23 protein-coding genes are annotated in these 22,740 nt (G+C 59.9%); 12 read left to right on the plus strand and 11 right to left on the minus strand.

Annotated elements, in window-relative coordinates:
- A partial coding sequence (locus NV64_RS08010; RefSeq protein ID WP_101505699.1) for a MalY/PatB family protein occupies positions 1-1,026 on the minus strand: 1,026 nt, incomplete at its 3' end.
- Positions 1,027-1,127: 101 nt separating this feature from the next.
- Here NV64_RS08010 and cutC point away from each other — a divergent pair.
- Entirely contained in the window at positions 1,128-1,883 is a 756-nt protein-coding gene (gene cutC / locus NV64_RS08015) for a copper homeostasis protein CutC (RefSeq protein ID WP_101505700.1), read from the plus strand.
- A gap of 177 nt (positions 1,884-2,060) precedes the next feature.
- Positions 2,061-2,912 carry a hypothetical protein gene (locus NV64_RS08020; protein WP_158239886.1) on the plus strand — a complete coding sequence of 284 codons (852 nt, stop codon included), beginning with the start codon at positions 2,061-2,063 and terminating at the stop codon, positions 2,910-2,912.
- Positions 2,913-2,964: 52 nt separating this feature from the next.
- On the opposite strand, the gene cmoB is transcribed toward NV64_RS08020, so the two are convergent.
- From cmoB to NV64_RS08045, 5 genes are all read right to left on the minus strand, one after another.
- Positions 2,965-3,933: a tRNA 5-methoxyuridine(34)/uridine 5-oxyacetic acid(34) synthase CmoB gene (gene cmoB, locus NV64_RS08025; RefSeq protein WP_056241857.1), complete on the minus strand. Its 969-nt coding sequence runs from the start codon at positions 3,931-3,933 to the stop codon at positions 2,965-2,967.
- Positions 3,930-4,670, minus strand: a complete 741-nt coding sequence (gene cmoA / locus NV64_RS08030) for a carboxy-S-adenosyl-L-methionine synthase CmoA (RefSeq protein ID WP_056241860.1) — start codon at positions 4,668-4,670, stop codon at positions 3,930-3,932. Before cmoA ends, cmoB begins: the two co-directional genes overlap by 4 nt.
- An 83-nt stretch (positions 4,671-4,753) precedes the next feature.
- Positions 4,754-5,149 (minus strand): MAPEG family protein, encoded by a 396-nt coding sequence (locus NV64_RS08035; RefSeq protein WP_056241863.1) that lies wholly within the window; start codon positions 5,147-5,149, stop codon positions 4,754-4,756.
- Between the two features lie 85 nt (positions 5,150-5,234).
- Positions 5,235-6,059 carry a DUF72 domain-containing protein gene (locus tag NV64_RS08040; RefSeq protein WP_101505702.1) on the minus strand — a complete coding sequence of 275 codons (825 nt, stop codon included), beginning with the start codon at positions 6,057-6,059 and terminating at the stop codon, positions 5,235-5,237.
- Positions 6,059-6,622 (minus strand): hydrolase, encoded by a 564-nt coding sequence (locus NV64_RS08045; protein ID WP_101505703.1) that lies wholly within the window; start codon positions 6,620-6,622, stop codon positions 6,059-6,061. The genes NV64_RS08040 and NV64_RS08045 overlap by 1 nt, the downstream gene beginning before the upstream one ends.
- Positions 6,623-7,312: 690 nt before the next feature.
- On the opposite strand from NV64_RS08045, the gene aspS reads away from it, so the two are divergent.
- From aspS to ruvB, 6 genes are all read left to right on the plus strand, one after another.
- Positions 7,313-9,109, plus strand: coding sequence for an aspartate--tRNA ligase (gene aspS, locus NV64_RS08055; protein WP_056241870.1), 1,797 nt, complete (start codon positions 7,313-7,315; stop codon positions 9,107-9,109).
- A complete protein-coding gene (gene nudB / locus NV64_RS08060) occupies positions 9,109-9,543 on the plus strand; it encodes a dihydroneopterin triphosphate diphosphatase (protein ID WP_056241873.1) in 435 nt (144 codons plus the stop codon). Before aspS ends, nudB begins: the two co-directional genes overlap by 1 nt.
- A gap of 171 nt (positions 9,544-9,714) precedes the next feature.
- Positions 9,715-10,458, plus strand: a complete 744-nt coding sequence (locus NV64_RS08065) for a YebC/PmpR family DNA-binding transcriptional regulator (protein WP_056241875.1) — start codon at positions 9,715-9,717, stop codon at positions 10,456-10,458.
- 43 nt (positions 10,459-10,501) lie between these two features.
- Positions 10,502-11,026, plus strand: coding sequence for a crossover junction endodeoxyribonuclease RuvC (gene ruvC / locus NV64_RS08070; RefSeq protein WP_056241878.1), 525 nt, complete (start codon positions 10,502-10,504; stop codon positions 11,024-11,026).
- Between the two features lie 109 nt (positions 11,027-11,135).
- Positions 11,136-11,750: a Holliday junction branch migration protein RuvA gene (gene ruvA / locus NV64_RS08075; protein WP_101505705.1), complete on the plus strand. Its 615-nt coding sequence runs from the start codon at positions 11,136-11,138 to the stop codon at positions 11,748-11,750.
- An 8-nt stretch (positions 11,751-11,758) separates the two neighbouring features.
- Positions 11,759-12,769 carry a Holliday junction branch migration DNA helicase RuvB gene (ruvB, locus tag NV64_RS08080; protein ID WP_056241883.1) on the plus strand — a complete coding sequence of 337 codons (1,011 nt, stop codon included), beginning with the start codon at positions 11,759-11,761 and terminating at the stop codon, positions 12,767-12,769.
- Between the two features lie 138 nt (positions 12,770-12,907).
- On the opposite strand, the gene znuB is transcribed toward ruvB, so the two are convergent.
- Both znuB and znuC read right to left on the minus strand, forming a co-directional pair.
- The gene (gene znuB / locus NV64_RS08085; RefSeq protein ID WP_101505706.1) at positions 12,908-13,693 is read right to left on the minus strand and encodes a zinc ABC transporter permease subunit ZnuB; all 786 of its coding nucleotides are present in this window, start codon (positions 13,691-13,693) and stop codon (positions 12,908-12,910) included.
- Positions 13,686-14,444, minus strand: coding sequence for a zinc ABC transporter ATP-binding protein ZnuC (znuC, locus tag NV64_RS08090; RefSeq protein ID WP_056241888.1), 759 nt, complete (start codon positions 14,442-14,444; stop codon positions 13,686-13,688). The genes znuB and znuC overlap by 8 nt, the downstream gene beginning before the upstream one ends.
- 77 nt (positions 14,445-14,521) lie before the next feature.
- Between znuC and znuA the strand changes: the two genes are divergently transcribed.
- The 3 genes from znuA (at position 14,522) to lpxM (ending at position 17,952) form a co-directional block, all read left to right on the plus strand.
- Positions 14,522-15,469, plus strand: a complete 948-nt coding sequence (gene znuA / locus NV64_RS08095; RefSeq protein WP_056241891.1) for a zinc ABC transporter substrate-binding protein ZnuA — start codon at positions 14,522-14,524, stop codon at positions 15,467-15,469.
- Positions 15,470-15,480: 11 nt separating this feature from the next.
- Positions 15,481-16,806: a murein DD-endopeptidase MepM gene (gene mepM, locus NV64_RS08100; protein WP_056241898.1), complete on the plus strand. Its 1,326-nt coding sequence runs from the start codon at positions 15,481-15,483 to the stop codon at positions 16,804-16,806.
- Positions 16,807-16,980: 174 nt separating this feature from the next.
- Entirely contained in the window at positions 16,981-17,952 is a 972-nt protein-coding gene (gene lpxM / locus NV64_RS08105) for a lauroyl-Kdo(2)-lipid IV(A) myristoyltransferase (protein WP_101505707.1), read from the plus strand.
- A 44-nt stretch (positions 17,953-17,996) separates the two neighbouring features.
- On the opposite strand, the gene NV64_RS08110 is transcribed toward lpxM, so the two are convergent.
- Positions 17,997-19,226 (minus strand): MFS transporter, encoded by a 1,230-nt coding sequence (locus NV64_RS08110; protein ID WP_101505708.1) that lies wholly within the window; start codon positions 19,224-19,226, stop codon positions 17,997-17,999.
- 455 nt (positions 19,227-19,681) lie between these two features.
- On the opposite strand from NV64_RS08110, the gene yjbE reads away from it, so the two are divergent.
- Complete coding sequence (yjbE, locus tag NV64_RS08115) at positions 19,682-19,921, plus strand: exopolysaccharide production protein YjbE (RefSeq protein ID WP_072166474.1); 240 nt, start codon at positions 19,682-19,684, stop codon at positions 19,919-19,921.
- A gap of 247 nt (positions 19,922-20,168) precedes the next feature.
- On the opposite strand, the gene pyk is transcribed toward yjbE, so the two are convergent.
- Together pyk and NV64_RS08125 are read right to left on the minus strand one after the other, a co-directional pair.
- Entirely contained in the window at positions 20,169-21,611 is a 1,443-nt protein-coding gene (pyk, locus tag NV64_RS08120) for a pyruvate kinase (RefSeq protein WP_056241908.1), read from the minus strand.
- A 111-nt stretch (positions 21,612-21,722) separates the two neighbouring features.
- On the minus strand, positions 21,723-22,592 hold the full coding sequence (locus NV64_RS08125) for a MurR/RpiR family transcriptional regulator (RefSeq protein ID WP_101505709.1): 870 nt from the start codon (positions 22,590-22,592) through the stop codon (positions 21,723-21,725).
- Between the last annotated feature and the right edge of the window lie 148 nt (positions 22,593-22,740).

Genomic DNA, 22,740 nt, shown 5'->3' on the forward strand with positions numbered 1-22,740 from the left:
GCCCAGCCCGTGCCGCTCAAAGAACAGCGCCGGGCTGGCGACGCCCAGCGCGCTGGCATCGATCCAGCCGAGATAGCTCGCCTCGGGGGAGACCATGCTTAATCCCGGCAGCGTATTCACGTGCTGCGTCAGCCGGTCGCGGTTGGCGCGCAGATAGTCCAGCTGCGCGTCCAGCCACGGCTGGCCGTCGCGCCAGGCGGCGGTTGCCGCAACATAGGCCAGAACATCCACGTCCGGGACCATACCTTTGCGCTGGCGAATAAAGCGCTTGCGCAGCTCCGGGTTGGGGATCACCGCCAGCGACGCGCCCAGCCCGGCGATGTTGAACGCCTTCGACGGGGCCAGCAGGGTGACGGAACGCTGTGCGGCGTCCTCACTCAGGCTGGCAAAGGGAATATGCTGCGTGCCCGGCTCCAGCAGCAGGTCGCCGTGGATCTCATCCGAGCAGACCACCATATCGTGGCGCCGGGCAAAGCGCAGCTGGGCCTCAAGCTCGCTGCGCCGGTAGACGGTGCCGCCGGGATTCTGCGGGTTACACAGCAGCAGCAGCTTCTGCGAGCCGTCCATCTGCGGCTCCAGCGCGTCGAAGTCGACCACCCAGCGCTGCTGACGCAGGGTCAGCGGCGCACTGAGATGCGAACGCCCGGCCTGGCTGGCGGCGGTGCGAAACGGGGGATAGATCGGCGTGGGGGCCACGGTGCCCTGATGCGCTTCGGTAAAGGCCCGCACGCTGATATGCAGACCGCAGACCACGCCGGGCAAAAAGACCAGCCACTCCGGCTGAATGCGCCAGCCGAAACGGTCTGCCATGCGGGCGACGGTGACCCTGGCCAGCTCGTCAGACGGCACGCCGTAACCGAACACGCCCTCGGCGACGCGCGCCTGCAGCGCCTCGGTAATACAGTCGGCGGAGCGGAAATCCGTGTCGGCGATCCACAACGGAAGGATATCGCGATCACCATATTTGCGCCATTTGAGGCTATCGCTGTGACGGCGGTCTATCCGTTGGTCAAAATCGAAGTCCATAAGAGTGATTCCCGTTAAGATAAATGCCAGTTCTTTAAGGTCAGACTAATCATCAGGCGGCAAATACACAACTGGCCAACGGGAATTAACGGGGGGATGGGATGCTGAAACTTGAAGTATGTTGCTATGGCGTCGACTGCGCGCTGACGGCGGAAAGTGCCGGTGCCGACCGCATTGAGCTCTGCGCGTCACCGGCGGAAGGCGGGCTGACGCCCTCGGCCGGTGCGCTGCACCTTGCCCGCCAGCGGGTGCGCGTTCCGGTACATCCGATCGTGCGGCCACGCGGCGGGGATTTCTGCTATAGCGCCATCGAATTTGAGCAGATCAAATCCGATATCGCGCTGCTGCGCGAGCTGCAGTTTCCCGGGCTGGTGGTCGGTATTCTCGACGCCGACGGCCATATCGATCTGCCGCGGATGCAGCAGCTGATGGCGCTGTGCGACGGTATGGCGGTGACCTTTCACCGCGCCTTCGATCTCTGCCACAGCCCGCTGACCGCCCTCGAGCAGCTGACCGATCTCGGCGTGGCGCGGATACTGACCTCCGGTCAGCAGCAGAGCGCGGAGAGTGGTTTACCGTTATTGCGGGAACTTAATCACCTCACCCGTGGTCCAAAGATTATGGCGGGTGCGGGAGTGCGTCTTAGCAACCTGCAGAAGTTTATTGATGCCGGATTAACCGAACTCCACAGCTCGGCCAGCCAGCGGGTACCGTCGCAGATGCGCTACCGCAAGGCCGGGGTGTCAATGTGTTCTGAGACCGAAAATGATGAGTTCAGCCGCACCGCCGTCGATGGCGATGTCGTCGCCGCCATGAAGAGCGCCATGCTGTTCAGCTCGCCGGTGAGAGTGGCCTGAATCCTGACCGATTTTGCCGCGCACCACGCCGAATCCTGACGTGATGTTTGCAAGTACCAGACCCCAGCATGCTTTGTTGGGGTTTTTTTTGTCTGAAAAAGCAAACGTGTATCACTATGAAGCACAAAAACTTTTACACTAAGAATACGGGTTGAGCGACAAGCGATGAGAGCGGCAATGACAAAGTGGATTAGCGGCAGTCTGTGTTTGGCGGGGGTGCTGCTGGCCGGGCAGGCGATGGCGGCACCCTGCACTGGCGTTAACGCGCAGGTTAATGAAAATAACAACATCATCCTGCTTGGTGGCACGTCAAAGGGGCCGATTAAGCAGGTGGTGATCGGTGAGTTTGGCAAGGATGTCAACGTGCAGAAGCGGCTGCTGGCGCAGTTTGACCGCTGCGGCGTGCTCAGCGTGGCCGATATGACTTACGACAAGCAGGACGGCCGCACGCTGTTGAAGCTGGTGCAAAAAATTGTGCGGATCAGCGACGGCTGGCAGATGACCTATGAAATTTCGTTATCGGTGCTGAAGGCCGGCCGGCCGGTGGAGGTGAGCCGCAAGCAGGGTGAGGCCAGCTATCTGACCGGGCGCAGCGGCGGCATCACCAGCGCCAGCGACGCCTTTATTCTGCAGGGGGAGAAAGGCTTCACCACCAGCGTGTACGCCTTTGACCGCCAGCGGCGGCTGGTGAGCGGCTGGTCGCGCGGGTCGGATGCGCTGAGCAACGATGAGACCCACTACAGCTGGTCTGATACGCATCAGCTGACCGGCATTCAGTCGGGGCAAACCACCACCACGCTGCGTTACGACGCGCAGGGGCGTGAGCTGCAGATGAGCCAGCGGCGTACCGATCCGTTCAGTCAGGAAACCACGGTCGATACCTGCCAGCTGTGGGACGATCGCGGCAACTGTACGCTGAGCTACTCCCATCAGATGGAGCTACGTAACAGCGGCATCTGGAGCCGCAATCTGGCAGCCGCGTACCGGTTTGAATACTGGGATCGGCCGGAAGAGCCGAAGGAGGAGTAACGCCGGGGCACTGCTGCCCCGGTCAGGATCGGCCTGCGCAGGCCGATCCGGTTTACGGTTTGGTCGCCACCAGCACCGCGCGCAGCGGCGCCGGGTAGCCTTCCACGGTTTTGCTGCTGTCCGCAGGATCGAGGAACTCGGCCAGCGATTCGCTGGTCATCCAGTCGGTGCGGCGCTGCTCTTCGGTGCTGGTGACCGAATAATCCACGATGCGCACGTCGACAAAGCCGCACTTCTCCAGCCAGTTTTTCAGCGCGCCGGTTGAGGGGATGAAGTAGACGTTACGCATCTGCGCATAGCGTTCACCCGGCACCAGCACCTGCTGGTCATCGCCCTCAATCACCAGCGTCTCCAGCACCAGCTCGCCGCCGCTGACCAGCTGGTTTTTCAGCTGCATCAGGTGATCCAGCGGCGAACGGCGGTGGTAGAGCACGCCCATGGAAAACACCGTATCAAAGGCCTTCAGCTCCGGTAGCTGCTCAATGCCCAGCGGCAGCAGGTGGGCGCGCTGGTCGTTGCCCAGCAGCTTACGCACCGCTTCAAACTGGCAGAGGAACAGCTGCATCGGGTCGATGCCGACCACCAGCTGCGCGCCTGCGCCGATCATCCGCCACATGTGGTAGCCGCTGCCGCAGCCGACGTCCAGCACCGTGCGCCCGGCCAGCGAGGAGATATGCGGAGCCACGCGATCCCACTTCCAGTCGGAACGCCACTCGGTATCAATGTTGACGCCATACAGCGAGTAGGGGCCTTTCCGCCACGGCATCAGGTTACGCAGCAGCTTCTCGATGCCGCCGCGCTGACGCTCGCTGAGCTGGCTGTTATCAACGCTGACGCTGTGCAGCAGATCCAGCGTTTCCGGGGTCAGCAGCGGCAGATGCTCCACCGAGCGCTCCCAGTTTTTAAAATGGCCGTGCAACGCCTCGCGCTGCCAGCCGGCGATCTGCGCCGGCAGGGTCTCCAGCCAGGGAGCCAGCGGGCCTTTGGCGATCAGCTGATAAAAGTTACCGAAGTCCATCAGACGCTACCTGCCTTGAGTGCCACCAGTGAGCCAAAGTTAAAGCACTGGAACCACAGTTCAGCGTGCTGAAAGCCGGCCGTTTTCAGGCGTTGTTTATGGGTTTCCACGCTGTCGGTCAGCATCACGTTCTCTAACATGCTGCGCTTCTGGCTGATCTCCAGCTCGCTGTAGCCGTTGGCCCGCTTGAAGTCGTGGTGCATATTGAACAGCAGCTCGCCGACGTCGGCGTCTTCAAAGCTGAATTTTTCTGACAGCACCAGCGCGCCGCCCGGGCGCAGGCCCTGGTAAATGGTGTTCAGCAGCTGCTGGCGCTCTTCCGGCTCAAGAAACTGCAGGGTGAAGTTCAGCACCACCAGCGAGGCGTTTTCCACCGGGATCTGGCGGATGTCGGCTTCGATCACCTCGACCGGCGTGTCGGCGCGAAAGGCGTCAATGTGGCGGCGGCAGCGCTCGACCATCGCCGGGCTGTTATCGACGGCAATGATTTTACAGCCGCTGGCGGTGATGTTGCGGCGCACCGACAGCGTGGCGGCACCCAGCGAGCAGCCGAGATCGTAGACCTGAGAGTCGTTTTGTACAAAGCGTTCGGCCAGCATGCCAATCATCGAAATAATGTTGGAGTAGCCGGGCACGGAACGCTGAATCATATCGGGGAAGACTTCAGCAACGCGCTCGTCAAACGTCCAGTCGCCGAGTTTGGCAATCGGCGCAGAGAACAGCGTATCGCGGTTAGACATAGTGGTAAGTCCGGGGAAGCTAACGGAAAGGGCATATTCTGGCAGAAAGCGGCGCGGGCTGCACCTTTTCTGCCTCAGCGGACTTAATGCAGGGTCAGCACCAGATCCCAGGGCAGGTAGATCAGATTGACTACGATCATGCCCGCCAGCGACAGCAGCGTCAGCAGCATGCCGTTGCGCCGCCACAGTAGCGTGCGGCTGCGCAGGCCAAGCGCGTGCAGCATGCGGCCGAAGAAGAAGAACATACCGGCCAGATGAATCATCCAGATATCGGCGCCGTTCATCTCCATCACGATCAGCAGCAGCACCGCCAGCGGGATATACTCGACGGCGTTGCCGTGGACGCGGATCGCCAGCTGCAGGTCGGACACGCCACCGTCGCCGATCGAGACGCGGTACTGACGGCGCAGGCGGACCACATCCAGTGACAATTTAATAATGAACAGTGCGCCGAACACCGCATAGAGAGCGCTGACCATCCCTGACTCCGAATTATAAGTATTATCTTAGGCACCATCATAGCGGGCAAACGCGATACTGTCGCCAGGCAGACTGCTCGTCGGATCAGAACAGCGAGTCCTGGCGCGGCCAGTCGGGGGCGTCGCCCACCCCAGGCATCACCCGCTGCAGATCGGGCCACAGGGCGCTGACCAGCTCGGGGGCAAAGGCGATATCCGGGGTATGAATAAACAGCCACGGCTGGCGGGTCTCAGCCCACTGCGGCAGGCGATGGAGCCACGCCTGAAACCACTGCAGGTTGGCCTGCATATCATCGCCGCCGATAAATCGCACCATCGGCGCGCCGGCGGTCACCACCGCGTGCACCGGCAGGCGCGGTTTTTTACGCTGCGCCTCGATGATTTCCGGCGTGGTGGGGCGGGCGGCATGCACGCCGCGGGTGTCGAGGATCACCCGGTTGACTCCGCGCTGGTGCAGCCCGCGGTTGAGCGCCAGCTCGGCCTCGCCTTTGGCAAAGAATTCCGCGTGACGCACTTCAACGCCGTACTGAAAACGGTCGGGCAGCGCGTCGAGAAACTGCCACAGGACCGGCAGGTCGGCGGGCGCAAAGCGGGCAGGCAGCTGCAGCCAGTACTGGCCGATCCGGTCGGCCAGCGGCTCCAGCAGCGCAAAAAATTCGGCGGTCAGGTCACCGCACTGGCGTAGCGCGGCGTGGTGGGTGATGGTGGCCGGGAACTTAAAGCAGAAGCGGAAGTGGTCGCCGGTCATTGCCCGCCAGCGCTGCACCACCTCCGGCCGCGGCAGGGCGTACAGCGTGGTGTTGCCCTCCACGCAGTTGAAGTAGCGGGCATAGTCTTCCAGCGTCGCCATACCCAGTTTTTTCCACTGCGGGTGCTGCCACTGCGGCAGGCCAAGATATAACGACGTCATCACAGCGCCGCGATAATCTCTGCGCTGCTGCGCACGCGGCCGATGCGCGGGAAGATCCAGTTAACGCTGCTGTTGTGCTGCTCGGTGGTGAAGGCGCTGCAGATATCCTCCGCGATTACCAGGTTAAAGCCCTGCTCCCAGGCGTTACGCGCGGTCGACTCTACGCCAATATTGGTCGAAATGCCGCCCAGTACGATGGTGTCAATACCGCGACGGCGCAGCTGCAGCTCCAGGTCGGTGCCGTAGAACGCGCCCCACTGGCGTTTGGTCACTTCGATATCGCCCTCCTGCGCGCCCAGCGCCGCCGGATAGCGCCACCAGTTCTCCGGCAGAGCACCGGCGTGCGCGCTATCAACGGGCTGTTTCAGCGCTTCGGCATAGTCGGCCGACCAGCCAACGCGCACCAGTACCACCGGCGCACCCACTTCGCGGAATTTAGCGGCCAGCACGGCGGCACGGTCAACCACGTCGCTGGCGCTGTGCGGGCCGCCGGCAAACGGCAGAATACCTTCCTGCAGGTCGATTAATATCAGCGCGGTCGATTGAGCGGAAAGTTGAAGCATGGGTTTCTCCAGAAAACAGGGGCAAAGAGGGTGATATTACAGGAAATCAGGTGACGGGAATGACGCTGATTATGTGGAGGAATTCAGGTGATTTGTTAGCGGGTGTTTCGCTTAAACCGAAAGAAGAGGGGCCGATGGCCCCTGTTAATACCTGCTCTGAGTCAGGGTTTACGCCTGTTATAACCGGATAATACCTCGCCAGGCTCACCCAGATTGCCATTGCGGCGTAGTTCTTCGGCCAGCTCAATCCTGGACTGCTGGTACTGGCGTAACAGGGCGTTCTCTTGCCAGGAACGGGGTTTCACCCGGCGTCCCGGCGCGCCATCGCGATTCGATAACATATAATCCAACCTCCTTTTGAATGTCGCTACGGTAGAGGGAGCCTACGGCCGTTGCATGTTTTTTCAACAGACAATTATAGTATCGAGCCAGTGCCGGTCGTGTGGCAGCCCAAAACACGATTTTAGCGCCTGTCCCCAACCCGGCAACGGAGCCAGCTGAAATCTTCACCACTTAACTGTTCCTGAAGCCGTTTCGCGGTTTTTCTGCTGCCTGCTGCAACGGACTCACTTATCCTGTGCGCCGTTTTCCATTATAATGGCAGCCATTTTTCGCGGCAGCAGCCCCCAGCGGGCCGGGTAGTTTGCCACTCTGTCGCGCCCGCAGCGGCGAAGTTAAAAGGATATCGTTATGCGTACTGAGTATTGTGGACAGCTTAATCTGTCTCATGTAGGGCAGCAGGTTACACTCTGTGGCTGGGTCAACCGCCGCCGCGACCTCGGCAGCCTGATCTTCATCGATCTGCGTGACCGTGAGGGCATCGTGCAGGTGTTCTTCGATCCCGATCGCCAGCAGGCGTTTACGCTGGCGTCAGAGCTGCGTAATGAGTTCTGCATCCAGTTAACCGGCACCGTGCGTGCGCGTGATGAAAAAAATAAGAACAGCGACATGGCGACCGGCGAAGTGGAAGTGTTCGCGACCGATCTGACCATCATCAACCGTTCTGAACCGCTGCCGCTGGACTCGAACCACACCAATACCGAAGAAGCGCGCCTGAAGTACCGTTATCTGGATCTGCGTCGTCCGGAGATGGCTAACCGCCTGAAAGCACGTGCGAAAATCACCAGTTTCGTCCGCCGCTATATGGACGATCACGGCTTCCTTGATATCGAAACGCCGATGCTGACCAAAGCCACGCCGGAAGGCGCGCGTGACTATCTGGTCCCAAGCCGCGTGCACAAGGGCAAATTCTATGCGCTGCCGCAGTCGCCACAGCTGTTTAAACAGCTGCTGATGATGTCCGGATTCGATCGCTACTATCAGATTGTGAAGTGCTTCCGCGATGAAGATCTGCGCGCCGACCGTCAGCCTGAGTTCACCCAGATCGACGTGGAAACCTCGTTCCTGACCGCGCCTCAGGTGCGTGAACTGATGGAACGGCTGGCACGTGAGCTGTGGCTGGAGATGAAATCTGTCGATCTCGGTGAGTTCCCGCAGATGACCTTCGCTGACGCGATGCGCCGTTTCGGTTCAGATAAGCCGGACCTGCGTAACCCGATGGAGCTGGTGGACGTCGCCGACCTGCTGAAAGAGGTGGAGTTTAAGGTGTTCTCCGGCCCGGCCAACGATCCGAAGGGTCGCGTTGCCGCACTTAAGGTGCCGGGCGGCGCGCAGCTGAGCCGCAAGCAGATTGACGAGTACGGCAAGTTTATTGAAATCTACGGCGCGCGTGGCCTGGCCTGGATCAAGGTTAACGAGCGTGCTAATGGCCTGGAGGGGATCACCAGCCCGGTCGCCAAGTTCCTCAGCGCGGAGATCGTCGAAGCGATCCTGGCGCGTACCGGCGCTGCCGACGGCGATATGATCTTCTTTGGCGCAGACAGCGCGAAAGTGGTCACCGATGCGCTGGGCGCGCTGCGTCTGAAGCTGGGCCGCGATCTGGGCATTACCGACGAAGCCGCCTGGGCCCCGCTGTGGGTGGTCGACTTCCCGATGTTCGAAGAGGATGGCGAGGGTGGCCTGAGCGCGATGCACCACCCGTTCACCGCACCAAAGGACATGTCACCGGAAGAGCTGAAAGCCGCACCGGAAACCGCGGTAGCCAACGCCTACGATATGGTGATCAACGGTTATGAAGTGGGCGGCGGTTCCGTGCGTATCCACCATGGCCAGATGCAGTCGACCGTGTTTGACATCCTCGGCATTACCGAGCAGGAGCAGCGCGAGAAGTTTGGCTTCCTGCTGGACGCGCTGAAGTACGGCACGCCGCCGCACGCCGGCCTGGCCTTTGGCCTGGATCGTCTGGTGATGCTGCTGACCGGCACCGATAACATCCGTGACGTGATCGCCTTCCCGAAAACCACCGCGGCCGCCTGCCTGATGACCGAAGCGCCAAGCTTTGCCAATCCGGCGTCGCTGACCGAGCTGGGTATTGAGGTGGTGAAGAGAGAGAAGCCTGCTGCGCCAGAGCAGTCAGAGAACGACTAATGGGCTATAAGCATCCGGTTTCGGTGCTGGTGGTGGTCTATGCCCTGGAGAGCCGACGGGTGCTGATGTTGCAGCGGCGCGACGATCCGCAGTTCTGGCAGTCGGTTACCGGCAGCCAGGAGCCAGGCGAGAGCCTGGCAGCGACCGCCCGGCGGGAAGTGCTGGAAGAGCTGGGGATTGACGTTGACGCCTGCGGGCTGACGCTGACCGACTGCCGGCGGCAGATCGAGTTCGAGATCTTCGCACACTTCCGCCACCGCTACGCGCCGGGGACCACCCATAACCGGGAACACTGGTTTACCCTGGCGCTGCCGGCAGAGTGTGACGTCGCCCTGAGCGAGCATCTGGCCCTGCAGTGGCTGGATGCGCCGGCCGCTGCCGCGCTCACCAAGTCCTGGAGTAACCGCCAGGCGATAGAAGAATTTGTGGTCTGATTATTATTTGAACAGAGCTAAACGTTCAGGCGTTATCAGCGCAGCGAGGTTGCCTACCGCCAGCGTGCAGGAAGCGCAGCGTACTGAAGTACGCGACCCTTCCGGGCACCGCGCGGGGCAACACCGCCAGCAGAATAGCCTGTCCGCTGCCAATCTGGAGAAAAAGAGAACATGGCTGGACATAGTAAGTGGGCGAATACCAAGCACCGCAAGGCGGCGCAGGACGCAAAACGCGGTAAAATTTTTACCAAAATCATCCGTGAACTGGTTACCGCGGCCAAAATTGGCGGCGGCGATCCCGGGTCTAACCCGCGTCTGCGCGCGGCGATCGATAAGGCGCTGGCCAACAACATGACCCGCGACACCCTGAACCGTGCCATCGCGCGCGGCGTCGGTGGGGATGATGACAGCAATATGGAAACCATCATCTATGAAGGCTACGGCCCGGGCGGCACCGCCGTGATGGTTGAATGCCTGAGCGACAACCGTAACCGCACCGTGTCTGAAGTGCGTCACGCCTTTACCAAGACCGGCGGCAACCTCGGTACCGACGGTTCGGTGGCTTACCTGTTCACCAAGAAAGGCGTAATCTCCTACGCGCCGGGTCTGGATGAAGACACGGTGATGGACGCGGCGCTGGAAGCCGGTGCCGATGACGTGACCACCTATGACGACGGCGCGATTGACGTGTTCACCGCCTGGGAGTCACTGGGTCAGGTCAAGGATGCGCTGGATGCCGCAGGCCTGCAGGCCGAAGGGGCGGAAGTGACCATGATCCCGTCCACCAAAGCGGATATGGATGCGGAAACGGCACCGAAACTGCTGCGCCTGATCGATATGCTGGAAGACTGTGACGACGTGCAGGAAGTGTACCATAACGGTGAAATTTCCGACGAGGTGGCGGCGACGCTGTAATGGCGTTTCGGCTCTCACTGCGCGTGCTAACCGGGGGCGCATAATGGCGATTATTCTGGGTATTGACCCCGGTTCGCGCGTCACCGGTTACGGCGTCATCCGTCAGGTAGGCCGGCAGCTGATTTATCTCGGTAGCGGCTGTATTCGTACCAAAGTTGACGATCTGCCGTCCAGGCTCAAGCTGATCTATGCCGGGGTGTGTGAAATTATCACCCAGTTTCAGCCGGATCAGTTTGCTATCGAACAGGTGTTTATGGCGAAAAACGCCGACTCGGCGCTGAAGCTGGGCCAGGCGCGTGGCGTGGCGATCGTCGCGGCGGTCAACCACGACCTGCCGGTGTTCGAATACGCCGCGCGTCAGGTTAAGCAGACCGTGGTCGGCACCGGTGCGGCTGAAAAGAGCCAGGTGCAGCATATGGTCCGTTCACTGCTGAAGCTGCCGGCCAACCCGCAGGCGGATGCGGCGGATGCGCTGGCGATTGCCATTACCCACTGCCACCTTAGCCAGAACGTGGCCCGGCTGGGAGAGGGCAACCTGAGCCTGGCGCGCGGGCGTCTGCGTTCCTGAAGGCTGGGTATCCATCCAGCCTTTTTTATGCTATACCCTTCTTCATTCTCTTTGCAGGGGCGCGTTCCGCGACCTTCTGCCCACAGATTTAACTCTTAAGGAAGCGCGCGTGATTGGTCGTCTCAGAGGCATTATCCTGGAAAAACAGCCCCCGGCGGTATTGATCGAAGCCAGCGGCGTCGGTTATGAGGTGCAGATGCCGATGACCTGTTTTTATGAACTGCCTGACCTCAACCATGAAGCGGTGATTTTTACCCACTTTGTGGTGCGCGAAGATGCCCAGCTGCTGTTTGGTTTTAACAGCAAGCAGGAGCGTGCGCTGTTCCGCGAGCTGATTAAGGTGAACGGCGTCGGCCCTAAGCTGGCGCTGGCAATCCTCTCCGGCATGTCGGCGCAGCAGTTTGTCACCGCCGTCGAGCGGGAAGAGATCGCCGTGCTGGTGAAACTGCCGGGCGTCGGTAAAAAGACCGCCGAACGGCTGGTGGTCGAGATGAAGGACCGCTTTAAAGGCATGCACGGCGACCTGTTTGCCGCCGACGCGCCGTTTGCACTGACCAGCGAAATGCCGCCGGAAAACAGCAACGATGCGGAAAGCGAAGCGGTGGCCGCGCTGGTAGCGCTGGGTTATCGCCCGCCGGAGGCCAGCCGCATGGTCAGTAAAGTCGGTAAACCAGACGCCGACTGTGAAACGTTAATCCGTGAAGCGCTGCGCGCGGCGATTTGAGGTAGAGCATGATTGAAGCCGACCGCCTGGTCTCCGCCGCGGTAATCACCGAAGAAGAGACCATTGACCGCGCCATTCGCCCGAAGATGCTGGCAGAGTATGTCGGCCAGCCGGTGGTGCGCGAACAGATGGAGATCTTTATCCAGGCCGCAAAACTGCGCGGTGACGCCCTCGACCATCTGCTGATTTTCGGGCCGCCGGGCCTCGGTAAAACCACGCTGGCCAACATCGTTGCTAACGAGATGGGCGTTAACCTGCGCACCACTTCCGGCCCGGTGCTGGAGAAAGCGGGCGACCTGGCGGCGATGCTCACCAACCTTGAACCGCACGACGTGCTGTTTATCGATGAGATCCACCGCCTGTCGCCGGTGGTGGAAGAGGTGCTTTACCCGGCGATGGAAGACTATCAGCTGGATATCCTGATCGGCGAAGGGCCGGCGGCGCGCTCGATTAAACTCGATCTGCCGCCGTTCACGCTGATCGGTGCCACCACCCGCGCCGGCTCGCTCACCTCGCCTTTGCGTGACCGTTTCGGCATCGTTCAGCGCCTGGAGTTCTACCGGGTGGAGGATCTGCAGCATATCGTCGGGCGCAGCGCCGCCTGCCTCGGGTTGCCGCTGACCGCTGAAGGTGCGCTGGAGATCGCCCGTCGCGCGCGGGGAACCCCGCGTATCGCCAACCGCCTGCTGCGCCGGGTGCGCGACTTCGCCGAGGTGCGTGCCGCCGGGGAGATGAGCGGGGAGGTCACCTCCCGCGCGCTGGATATGCTGAGCGTCGATACCGAAGGCTTCGACTATATGGATCGCAAGCTGCTGCTGGCGATTATCGACAAGTTTATGGGCGGGCCGGTGGGGCTGGATAACCTGGCCGCCGCCATCGGCGAAGAGCGGGAAACCATCGAAGACGTGCTGGAACCCTTCCTGATCCAGCAGGGTTTTATCCAGCGCACGCCGCGCGGGCGTATCGCCACGCAGCACGCCTACAAACACTTCGGCATCACCCGCCCTGAGTCAACCTGACCGCATGACGTGGCTTTAGCAGCCTGTGCACCGCGTAAAAAAAAACGCCTGACCATCGATGTCAGGCGTTTTTTTATTGGCTTAACGGGTCTTACCCGGTTAAGCCCGATCGGTGACGTGTCCACCGGTACAGGTCGTTTACACCGCCGGCTTCTTCACCATGCTCAGCATAAACAGCGCCGCTGCGCTCAGCACCACGGAAGGGCCGGCCGGGGTATCGTAGAAGGCGGAGAAGGTCAGGCCGGCGGTTACCGCCAGGATGCCGACCACTACCGCCAGCCCCGCCATCTGCTCCGGCGAGCGTGAGAAGCGGCGGGCGGTGGCGGCCGGGATAATCAGCAGCGAAGTGATGATCAGCGCACCGACAAACTTCATGGCCACGCCGATGGTCAGCGCGGTAATGAGCATCAGGATCATTTTGGTGCGCTGGATATTGACGCCGTCGACCTGCGCCAACTCCGGGCTGATGGTCAGCGACAGCAGGGCACGCCACTGCCACGCCAGCAGGCCGAGCACCACCACCACGCCGGACGCGATGGTCAGCAGGTCAGCGGGGCTGACGGCCAGCAGGTCGCCAAACAGATAGGCCATCAGGTCCACCCGCACGTTGGACATCAGGCTCACCACCACCATACCAAGGGAGAGCGCGCTGTGCGCCATAATCCCCAGCAGCGTATCAATCGCCAGATGCGGACGGCGTTCCAGCCACACCAGTACCAGCGACAGCAGCAGCGTCACCGCAATCACCGCATAGAACGGGCTGACGTTGAGCAGCAGGCCAAACGCCACGCCGAGCAGCGAGGCGTGCGCCAGCGTATCGCCGAAATAGGACATGCGGCGCCAGACCACAAACGAGCCCAGCGGACCGGCGGCCAGCGCCAGCAACATCCCCGCCAGCCAGCCGGGTAACAACAGTTCAATCATGACGGCCAAATCCTTTGCGCAAAACGATCCGCCCCTGCAGGTCGTGACGGTGGTTGTGGTGATGGCGGTAGATCGCCAGTTGCTCAGCGCCTCGCTGGCCAAACATTGAGATAAATTCCGGATGACGTGAAACCGCTTCCGGCGTGCCGGAGCAGCAGATGTGCTGGTTAAGGCACAGCACCTCATCGGTTTTGGCCATCACCAGGTGCAGATCGTGGGAAACCATCAGCACGCCGCAGTTGAGCTCGTGGCGCAGGCAGTCGATCAGATCGTACAGCGCCACCTGCCCGTTGACGTCCACCCCCTGCGTGGGTTCATCCAGCACCAGCAGCTGAGGCTGGTTGAGCAGGGCACGCGCCAGCAGCACGCGCTGCATTTCGCCGCCGGAGAGTTTCTGCAGCGGATAGTGAAGCAGCTGGGCGGCGTGCACGCGCTTCAGCGCCGGCAGGATATCGCTGCTTTTGACCCCGGGACGCAGGCGCATAAAGCGCTCAACGGTCAGCGGCAGGGTGACGTCGAGGTGCAGCTTTTGCGGCACGTAGCCGATGCGCAGCTGTTCGGCTCGGGTCACGCTGCCGGAGGTAGCGGCGACCAGGCCGAGCACCACCCGCACCAGCGTTGACTTACCGGCACCGTTCGGGCCAAGCAGGGTCAGAATACGGCCGGGCTGCAGATCCAGCGACACGCCGGACAGGACGTTACGCTGGCCAAACGAGACCGAAATGTTTTTAAGGGCAATCAGAGATGACATGTCGATTACAGGTTGCGAAAACTTTAGGATGTTATAATATCACAATCCATCTGCACTTCACGATGGAAAGTATCATTATGTTACATAAAAATAAGCGTCTCACTTCTCTGCTTGCTGGCCTCGGTCTGGCCGCCGCGATCGCCCCTGCAGCCCATGCCGCCGTGGTCGCTTCGGTGAAGCCGGTCGGCTTTATCGCTGCCGCCATTGCCGACGGGGTCACCCCGGTTGAGGTTCTGCTGCCGGACGGCGCCTCGGAGCACGATTACGCGTTGCGTCCATCTGACGTAAAACGCTTGCAGGGCGCGGATTTAGTGGTGTGGGTTGGGCCAGAGATGGAAGCCTTTATGACCAAATCTGCCGCCGCATTACCGGCGCAAAAAAACCTCGAAATGGTGCAGATCGACGGCGTAAAAGCGCTGCTGCTGAAGGGCGGTGAAGACGAGGAAGAGGAGCATGAAGGCCATGCTCACGGCGCCGGTGAGGATGAGCACCACCACCATCATGGCGAGTACAATATGCATCTGTGGTTGTCACCGGAGATAGCTAAGAAAACTGCGGTTGCAATCCATGCAAAATTATTGGAACTTATGCCGCAAAGCAAGGCCAAACTTGACGCGAACCTGCAGCACTTTGAGGCAGCGTTGTCGTCAGCCGATGCGAAAATCGGTAATCAGCTGGCACCGGTCAGAGGTAAAGGGTACTTCGTTTTTCACGACGCTTACACGTACTTTGAAAAACACTACGGTTTGACCCCGCTGGGGCATTTTACCGTCAACCCTGAGATCCAACCGGGCGCGCAGCGTTTACATCAAATACGAACAGAGCTGGTTGAGCAGAAGGCCGCATGCGTCTTTGCTGAACCACAATTCAGGCCGGCCGTGATCGAGGCGGTAGCCAGAGGGACCAGCGTGCGTTCAGGTACGCTTGATCCCCTCGGCACCAATATCATGCCAGGTAAAGACAGCTATGTGACATTCCTCTCGCAGTTGTCCAGCCAGTATTCGAGCTGCCTGAAAGGAGAATAGAGGAAACTTTAGTGCAGCAGATATCCCGCGCTGTCGCCTTAGCGTTCAATAACTTACCACGACCTCACCGCATTCTGCTGGGGTCGCTGACCGTCGTTACTCTGGCCGTCACCGTGTGGCGGCCTTACGTCTATCATCCGGGCCACGAAAGCCAGATCGTCAAAACTATCGAGCTGGATAAAAACGAGCTGCGCACGCTGCTGCCCGAGGCCAGCGAACCCCTTGATCAGGACACCCCTGAGCCCGAAGATGATGCCCCGAAAGATGAAATCGACGAAGACGTGCCGAACGAAGCCGGAACGCATGACTACGTCATTTCTACCGGTGATACGTTAAGCAGCGTACTGAACCAGTATGGCATTGATATGTCAGAAATCGGCCAGCTGGCGAAAGCCGACAAAGAGTTGCGTAACCTGAAGATCGGCCAACAGCTGTCATGGACGCTGACCGATGACGGCCAGCTGCAGCGCCTGACGTGGGAAGTCTCCCGCCGTGAAACCCGTACCTACGACCGCAGCGGTGACGGTTTCCGTCGCTCGTCGGAAATGCAAAAAGGTGAGTGGCAGAACAACGTACTGAGCGGCGTGGTTAACGGCAGCTTTGTCACCAGTGCTAAACAGGCCGGGTTAACCAGCGGTGAAATCAGCGCGGTGATCAAGTCGCTGCAGTGGCAGATGGACTTCCGCAAGCTGCGCAAAGGCGACCGGTTCTCGGTGCTGATGTCGCGTGAAGTGCTGGACGGCAAAAACGAGCAGAGCCAGCTGTTAGGCGTGCGCATGCAGAGCGGTGGCCAGGACTATTATGCCATCCGTGCGGAAGACGGTAAGTTCTACGACCGCAGCGGCTCCGGCCTGGCGCGTGGCTTTATGCGTTTCCCGACGGTGAAACAGTACCGCGTCTCCTCCAACTTTAATCCGCGTCGTCTCAACCCGGTCACCGGGCGTATTGCTCCGCATAAAGGGGTGGATTTTGCCCTGCCGGTTGGTACGCCGGTGCTGGCGGTCGGCGACGGTGAGGTGATCGTGGCGAAGCGCAGCGGTGCCGCAGGTAACTACGTGGCGGTTCGCCACGGCCGCCAGTATACGACGCGTTACATGCATCTGAAAAAGCTGCTGGTGAAACCGGGCGAGAAGGTTAAGCGCGGCGATCGTATTGCGCTGTCGGGTAACACCGGGCGTTCTACCGGGCCGCATCTGCACTTTGAAATCTGGATCAACAATCAGGCGGTTAACCCGCTGACGGCCAAGCTGCCGCGGATGGAAGGTCTGACCGGTAAAGACCGCAGTGATTATCTCGCGCAGGTGCGTGAAGTGGTTCCGCAGCTGCGTCTTAAGTAGGCCGAAACGCGTCAGAAAAACCGGTGGAGTTTTCACCGGTTTTTTTATTGGCGGGCAGCCCTGCTTCTCTGCTATTTTCCCTTCAGCAATCCGACATGCTGAAAGATAAGGGGAATTGATTGCATTATTGCCCGTCAGCACTATCATTAGCCCCTTATTGTTTGAGGCCGGTGCATGGAAAAGAGTAAAAAAAGTCCTACGGAGTTTATTCCCGTCTTTCAGAAATCCTTTTTAGCTCCCCGCCACTGGGGTAGCTGGCTGGCGATTGGCGCCTGCGCCGGCATTGCGCTGGTGCCACCGCGGCTGCGCGATCCGCTGCTGGGTGGCCTGGGGCGTTTTGCCGGCAAAATTGCCCGCAGCGCCCGCCGCCGTGCGCAGATCAACCTGCTGTACTGCCTGCCTGAGCGCTCCGAAGCCGAGCGGGAAGCGATTATCGACCAGATGTTTGCCACCGCGCCGCAGTCGATGGTGATGATGGCCGAACTGGCGCTGCGCCCGAAAAAAGCGCTGACGCGCATTCGCTGGCACGGCCGCCAGCAGATTGATCAGATGCGTGATGAAGGTCAGAACGTGATCTTCCTCGTGCCGCACGGCTGGGCGGTGGATATCCCGGCGATGGCGCTGGCCTGTGAAGGGCAGAAGATGGCGGCGATGTTCCACAATCAGCGCAATCCGGTGATGGATTACATCTGGAACGCGGTGCGCCGCCGCTTTGGTGGCCGCCTGCACGCGCGCAACGACGGTATCAAACCCTTCATCAGCTCGGTGCGTCAGGGATACTGGGGCTACTACCTGCCCGATCAGGATCACGGTGCCGAGCACAGCGAATTTGTCGATTTCTTTGCCACCTATAAGGCGACCCTGCCGGCGGTAGGGCGGCTGATGAAGGTGTGCCGCGCGCGGGTGGTGCCGCTGTTCCCGGTCTATGACGTGAAGACGCATAGCCTCGACATCTTTCTGCGTGAGCCGATGGACGACCTGCTGGAAGCCGACGACGTTACGCTGGCGCGGCGGATGAATGAAGAGGTGGAACACCTGGTTCGCCCGAACCCGGAACAGTACACCTGGATCCTCAAGCTGCTGAAAACCCGCCGGCCGGGCGAAGTTGAACCCTACGATCGCGACGAGCTCTACCCGAAAAAATAGAGCCGCCGTACAGCGGCTCTTTACATCCGTAAGCCGCCGGCGGCTTACGGATTCAGCACCGAACGGCGCTGCCATTCGCGCAGGAAAGCCCTGACCAGCACCAGCCATATCAGGATCAGCGCCAGCGTCACCACGCTGAAGCCGCCGGTACCCAGGCTGAAATAGGCCCATTTCACCAGCTCAATCCCCAGCGTAAACAGGCTTAACGACACCATTCCCAGCATCGCCGCCACGCTACCTTTCCCTTCGCTGCTGGAGAACAGGGTCAGCCGGTACAGCCCGGCGTTCACCAGCCCGGTGCCAAAGCCGTACAGGCTCAGACCGGCGGTCAGCCACAGATAGCTGTGCGGGTTTATCAGCGTGGCAACGGTAGCAATCAGCAGCCCGCCGATCAGCGGCCAGGCTCCCAGCCGCAGCGGCTTATCAATCGCCAGCCGGCCGGAGAGCAGGCTGAGGGTAAAGTTACCGCCGATCATGGCAATAAACACCGGCAGCTGCAGCAGCGCATACTCAATCCGCGTCAGCCCTTCATCGTGGATCAGCACCACCGGCGCCAGCGCCACCCAGGCGAGGCCGGGAATGTTGACCAGGCCGATAGCCACCGAGCCGCTCATCACCTGGCGGTCGCGCAGCAGGGTGCGGTAGCCGCGGGCCAGCGAGCCGGCGGAGATCTTCATCAGCGGATCGCCTGCGGTTTCCGGCATCGCCCGCCACAGGCCCACCAGCGCCACGGCGCTGACGATGCCGAACAGCCAGAACATGTTGCGCCATTCGCCAAATTCCAGGAACGCCGCGCCGGCAATCGGGCCAATCAGCGGGGCCAGCAGCGCCACGTTGGCCATCAGCGCCATGATTTTGACGCTCAGTTTCTCATCAAAGGCTTCCTGAATTGCCGCATAGCCGACGGCGCCGATAAAGCACAGGCTGGTCCCCTGCAGAAAGCGCAGTAATACAAACTGTTCAATGCTCTGCACCCAGTGGGTGGCGATGCAGGTCAGTACAAAGAAGGCGACGCCGGAAAGGATCACCGGGCGCCGGCCCAGCTTGTCCGACAGCGGGCCGAGCAGCCACTGCAGCACAATCCCGCCGATCAGATAGGCGGTCAGCGACGAGGAGACCCACTCCGGGCCGACGTTGAACTCACGGGTGACCAGCAGCATGCCGGGCTGGATCATGTCGTGGGCGATATAGGTAGCGAACTCAAATAACACCAGCGACAGGGGGAAAATAATATGCCTGCGCGTGAGGCTTGAAACAGGGGTGGTTGATGCCATTCTGGCTCCTTCCGTAGATGTATCGGTCGTTCCCGCTCTGCTTTGGCGGAGCGCTAAGATAGCGCATTTTATACGAAAGATGCTGCATTATTATGAGGATGTAACGCGAGAGTGGCTCTGCGTTGCCGTCCGTAATAGTTAGCATGCGTATTGTTTGGCGCGGCTAATGAGAGTGACGAATTGTTCCTTACATGCCTTCGCTAGCATATTCGAAAAAAAACAGCATAAGAAAATTCTTAAAATCATTTAATCAAAATAAATGAAATCAATGATTTGCGTTAAGTTCACTTTTTCATTACCTTGTATCTTCAAAAAACCCAATATATTACAACATCTTGCGTTGAGATAAAAAAATCAGGCAACCGTTTGTACTGTGCTATTGTAAAACGGCACTTTCCTTGAATTAAAAAGAATGAACTCCTAATCCTATCCACCCCATTTTGCAAGGGTTCTCAATGAAGGCAAAAATAGCATTGTTTTTATTAATGTCATCTCTGGCTGCGGGCGCTTCTGCCGCTACAGAAACGGGAGTGGCAGCGGGATCTGACGCGGCTGCTATGTCAACGGGTACCTCCACTGCCGTGGGTGTGGGTGTCGTCGCTGCGCTGGCGGGGGTATTTATCGCATCTTCTGGCGGCGGTGATGGTTCCAATACCGGCACCACGACCACCACTACGACCTCGACAACCCGTTAAGAGTCCGCGGCAGGGCAGGTTGTACCGCGTTGAGTGCTGCAACTGACTCTTTCCGGCCTGCACGATCGGTAAATCAGGGAGACCTGCTTTACCGATTTTTTTTGTGTGAAAGCCGCTGGGCCAGCAGTAAACGGCTACGCCGTTGCGCCGTAGAGTGAAGGCGTCGCGGGAAGGTTACTGACATCAAAGAACGCAATGAGGGTCATCCGGGGGCGCCTGACGCTGCAGGAGCCCCCGTGAGTTGCTTTTACTCGACGCGCAGCACGCGGCTGGTATTGGTGGTGCCGGTGGTGCTCATGACGTCGCCCTGGGTGACAATCACCAGGTCGCCGGAGACCAGGAACCCTTTGTCACGCAGCAGGTTGACGGCGTCGTGGGCTGCCGCCACGCCATCGTTATTGCTGTCAAAGTAAACCGGGGTGACGCCGCGGTACAGGGCGGTCAGGTTGAGCGTGCGCTCGTGGCGTGACATGGCAAAGATCGGCAGGCCGGAGGTGATACGCGAAGTCATCAGCGCGGTACGGCCGGATTCGGTCATGGTGATGATCGCCGTGACGCCCTGCAGGTGGTTGGCGGCGTACATCGCCGACATGGCAATCGCTTCTTCGATATTGTCGAACTGCACGTCGAGGCGGTGTTTGGAGACGTTAATGCTGGGGATCTTTTCAGCACCCAGGCATACTTTGGCCATCGCTGACACCGTTTCCGCCGGATACTGGCCCGCCGCGGTTTCTGCCGACAGCATCACCGCATCGGTGCCGTCGAGCACGGCGTTCGCCACGTCCATCACTTCGGCACGGGTCGGCATTGGATTGGTGATCATCGATTCCATCATCTGAGTGGCGGTGATCACCGAGCGGTTCAGCTGACGGGCGCGTCGGATCAGCGCTTTCTGAATACCCACCAGCTCCGGATCGCCGATCTCAACGCCCAGGTCGCCCCTGGCGACCATCACCACGTCAGAGGCAAGGATGATGTCATCCATCGCTTCCTGAGACGCGACGGCTTCTGCACGCTCAACTTTAGAGACCAGCTTCGCATCGCAGCCTGCTTCACGCGCCAGGCGGCGCGCGTAGTGCATATCTTCGCCGCAGCGCGGGAAAGAGACGGCCAGGTAGTCAACGCCAATTTTCGCCGCCGTCAGAATGTCGGCCTTGTCTTTTTCGGTCAGCGCTTCTGCTGACAGGCCGCCGCCCAGTTTGTTGATCCCTTTGTTGTTCGACAGCGGGCCGCCGACGGTGACTTCGGTGAACACCTTCATGCCCTGAACTTCCAGCACCTTCAGCTGCACGCGGCCGTCATCCAGCAGCAGGATATCACCCGGGACCACGTCCGCCGGCAGACCTTTATAGTCAATGCCGACCTTCTCTTTGTCGCCTTCGCCTTTACCCATGCTGGCATCCAGCAGGAATTTCTCACCGATGTTGAGGAAGACTTTGCCCTCCTTAAAGGTGGATACGCGAATTTTAGGACCCTGCAGATCGCCGAGGATCGCCACGTGGCGGCCTAATTTGCTGGCGATGGCGCGCACTTTGTCGGCGCGCAACTGGTGATCTTCCGCGGTACCATGGGAGAAGTTCAGACGAACAACGTTGGCGCCCGCAGCGATGATCTTTTCCAGGTTATTATCGCGGTCGGTGGCAGGCCCAAGCGTGGTTACAATCTTGGTTCTTCTGAGACGTCTTGACATGTATAACTCCGTTGGCTTTAAACGTTGTACTGCAGGTGCAGGCACAACCAGGCTGACTCTGTCGTTTCAGGTTAAGGGCCAGGCTGGCCCTTACGGGACTGCTGCTTAAATTCATTCACGGGAGCGGGCAAGCGGGCCGTCTTTATCCAGACGGGACTCTTTTAATGCGTCCTTAACCCGTTTCAGGTTGTCACGAAATTTGGCACCGCGCCGCAGGGTGAAGCCGGTGGCCAGCACGTCGACCAGCGTCAGTTGCGCCAGGCGGGAGACCATCGGCATGTAGATGTCGGTATCCTCCGGGACGTCCAGCTCCAGGGCCAGGGAGGCTTCGCGGGCCAGCGGCGAGTCGGGGGAGGTGATCGCCAGCACCGTTGCGTCGTTTTCCCGCGCCAGGCGGGCCAGTTCAACCATCGATTTGGTGCGGCCGGTATGCGAAATCAACACCACCACGTCTCCCTCTCCGCTGTTGATACAACTCATGCGCTGCATCACAATATCATCAGAATAGAAAACCGGTACATTGAAGCGGAAAAATTTATTCATTGCATCGTGCGCTACCGCGGCGGAGGCACCCAAACCAAAAAAAGCGATCTTTTTTGACTGGGTGAGCAGGTCAACGGCGCGGTTTACCGCCTGGGTGTCCAGCCCCTGTCTGACCTGATCCAGCCCGGCCATCGCCGACTCGAAAATCTTGCTGGAGTAGGCGTCCACGCCGTCATCCTGATCGACAATGCGGCTGACATAAGGCGTGCCGTTGGCCAGGCTTTGCGCCAGCTGCAGTTTGAAATCCGGGAAGCCGCGGGTGCCAAGCCGGTGACAGAAGCGGTTCACCGTCGGTTCACTGACCGCAGCGGCCCGCGCCAGCGTGGCGATGCTGGAGTGCATGGCGGTGGAAGGGGAAGCGAGAATGACTTCGGCGACTTTGCGTTCAGATTTACTCAGTTTTTCCCACTGAGATTGAATTTTTTCCAATACATTCATAGAGATATTTACTCATACATTTTGCCGATTTCAATCACAGGTGAAATCAATCTCATTTTGTAGAGAATATACAACGCATTATGCGAATGAAGGCAACCAGGAACGTGATAAAAGGCCCATTTTTTACCAGAGTTTGAGCTGGGTCAGA

The organism is Erwinia sp. B116 (assembly GCF_002865965.1).
Lineage (GTDB): Bacteria > Pseudomonadota > Gammaproteobacteria > Enterobacterales > Enterobacteriaceae > Erwinia.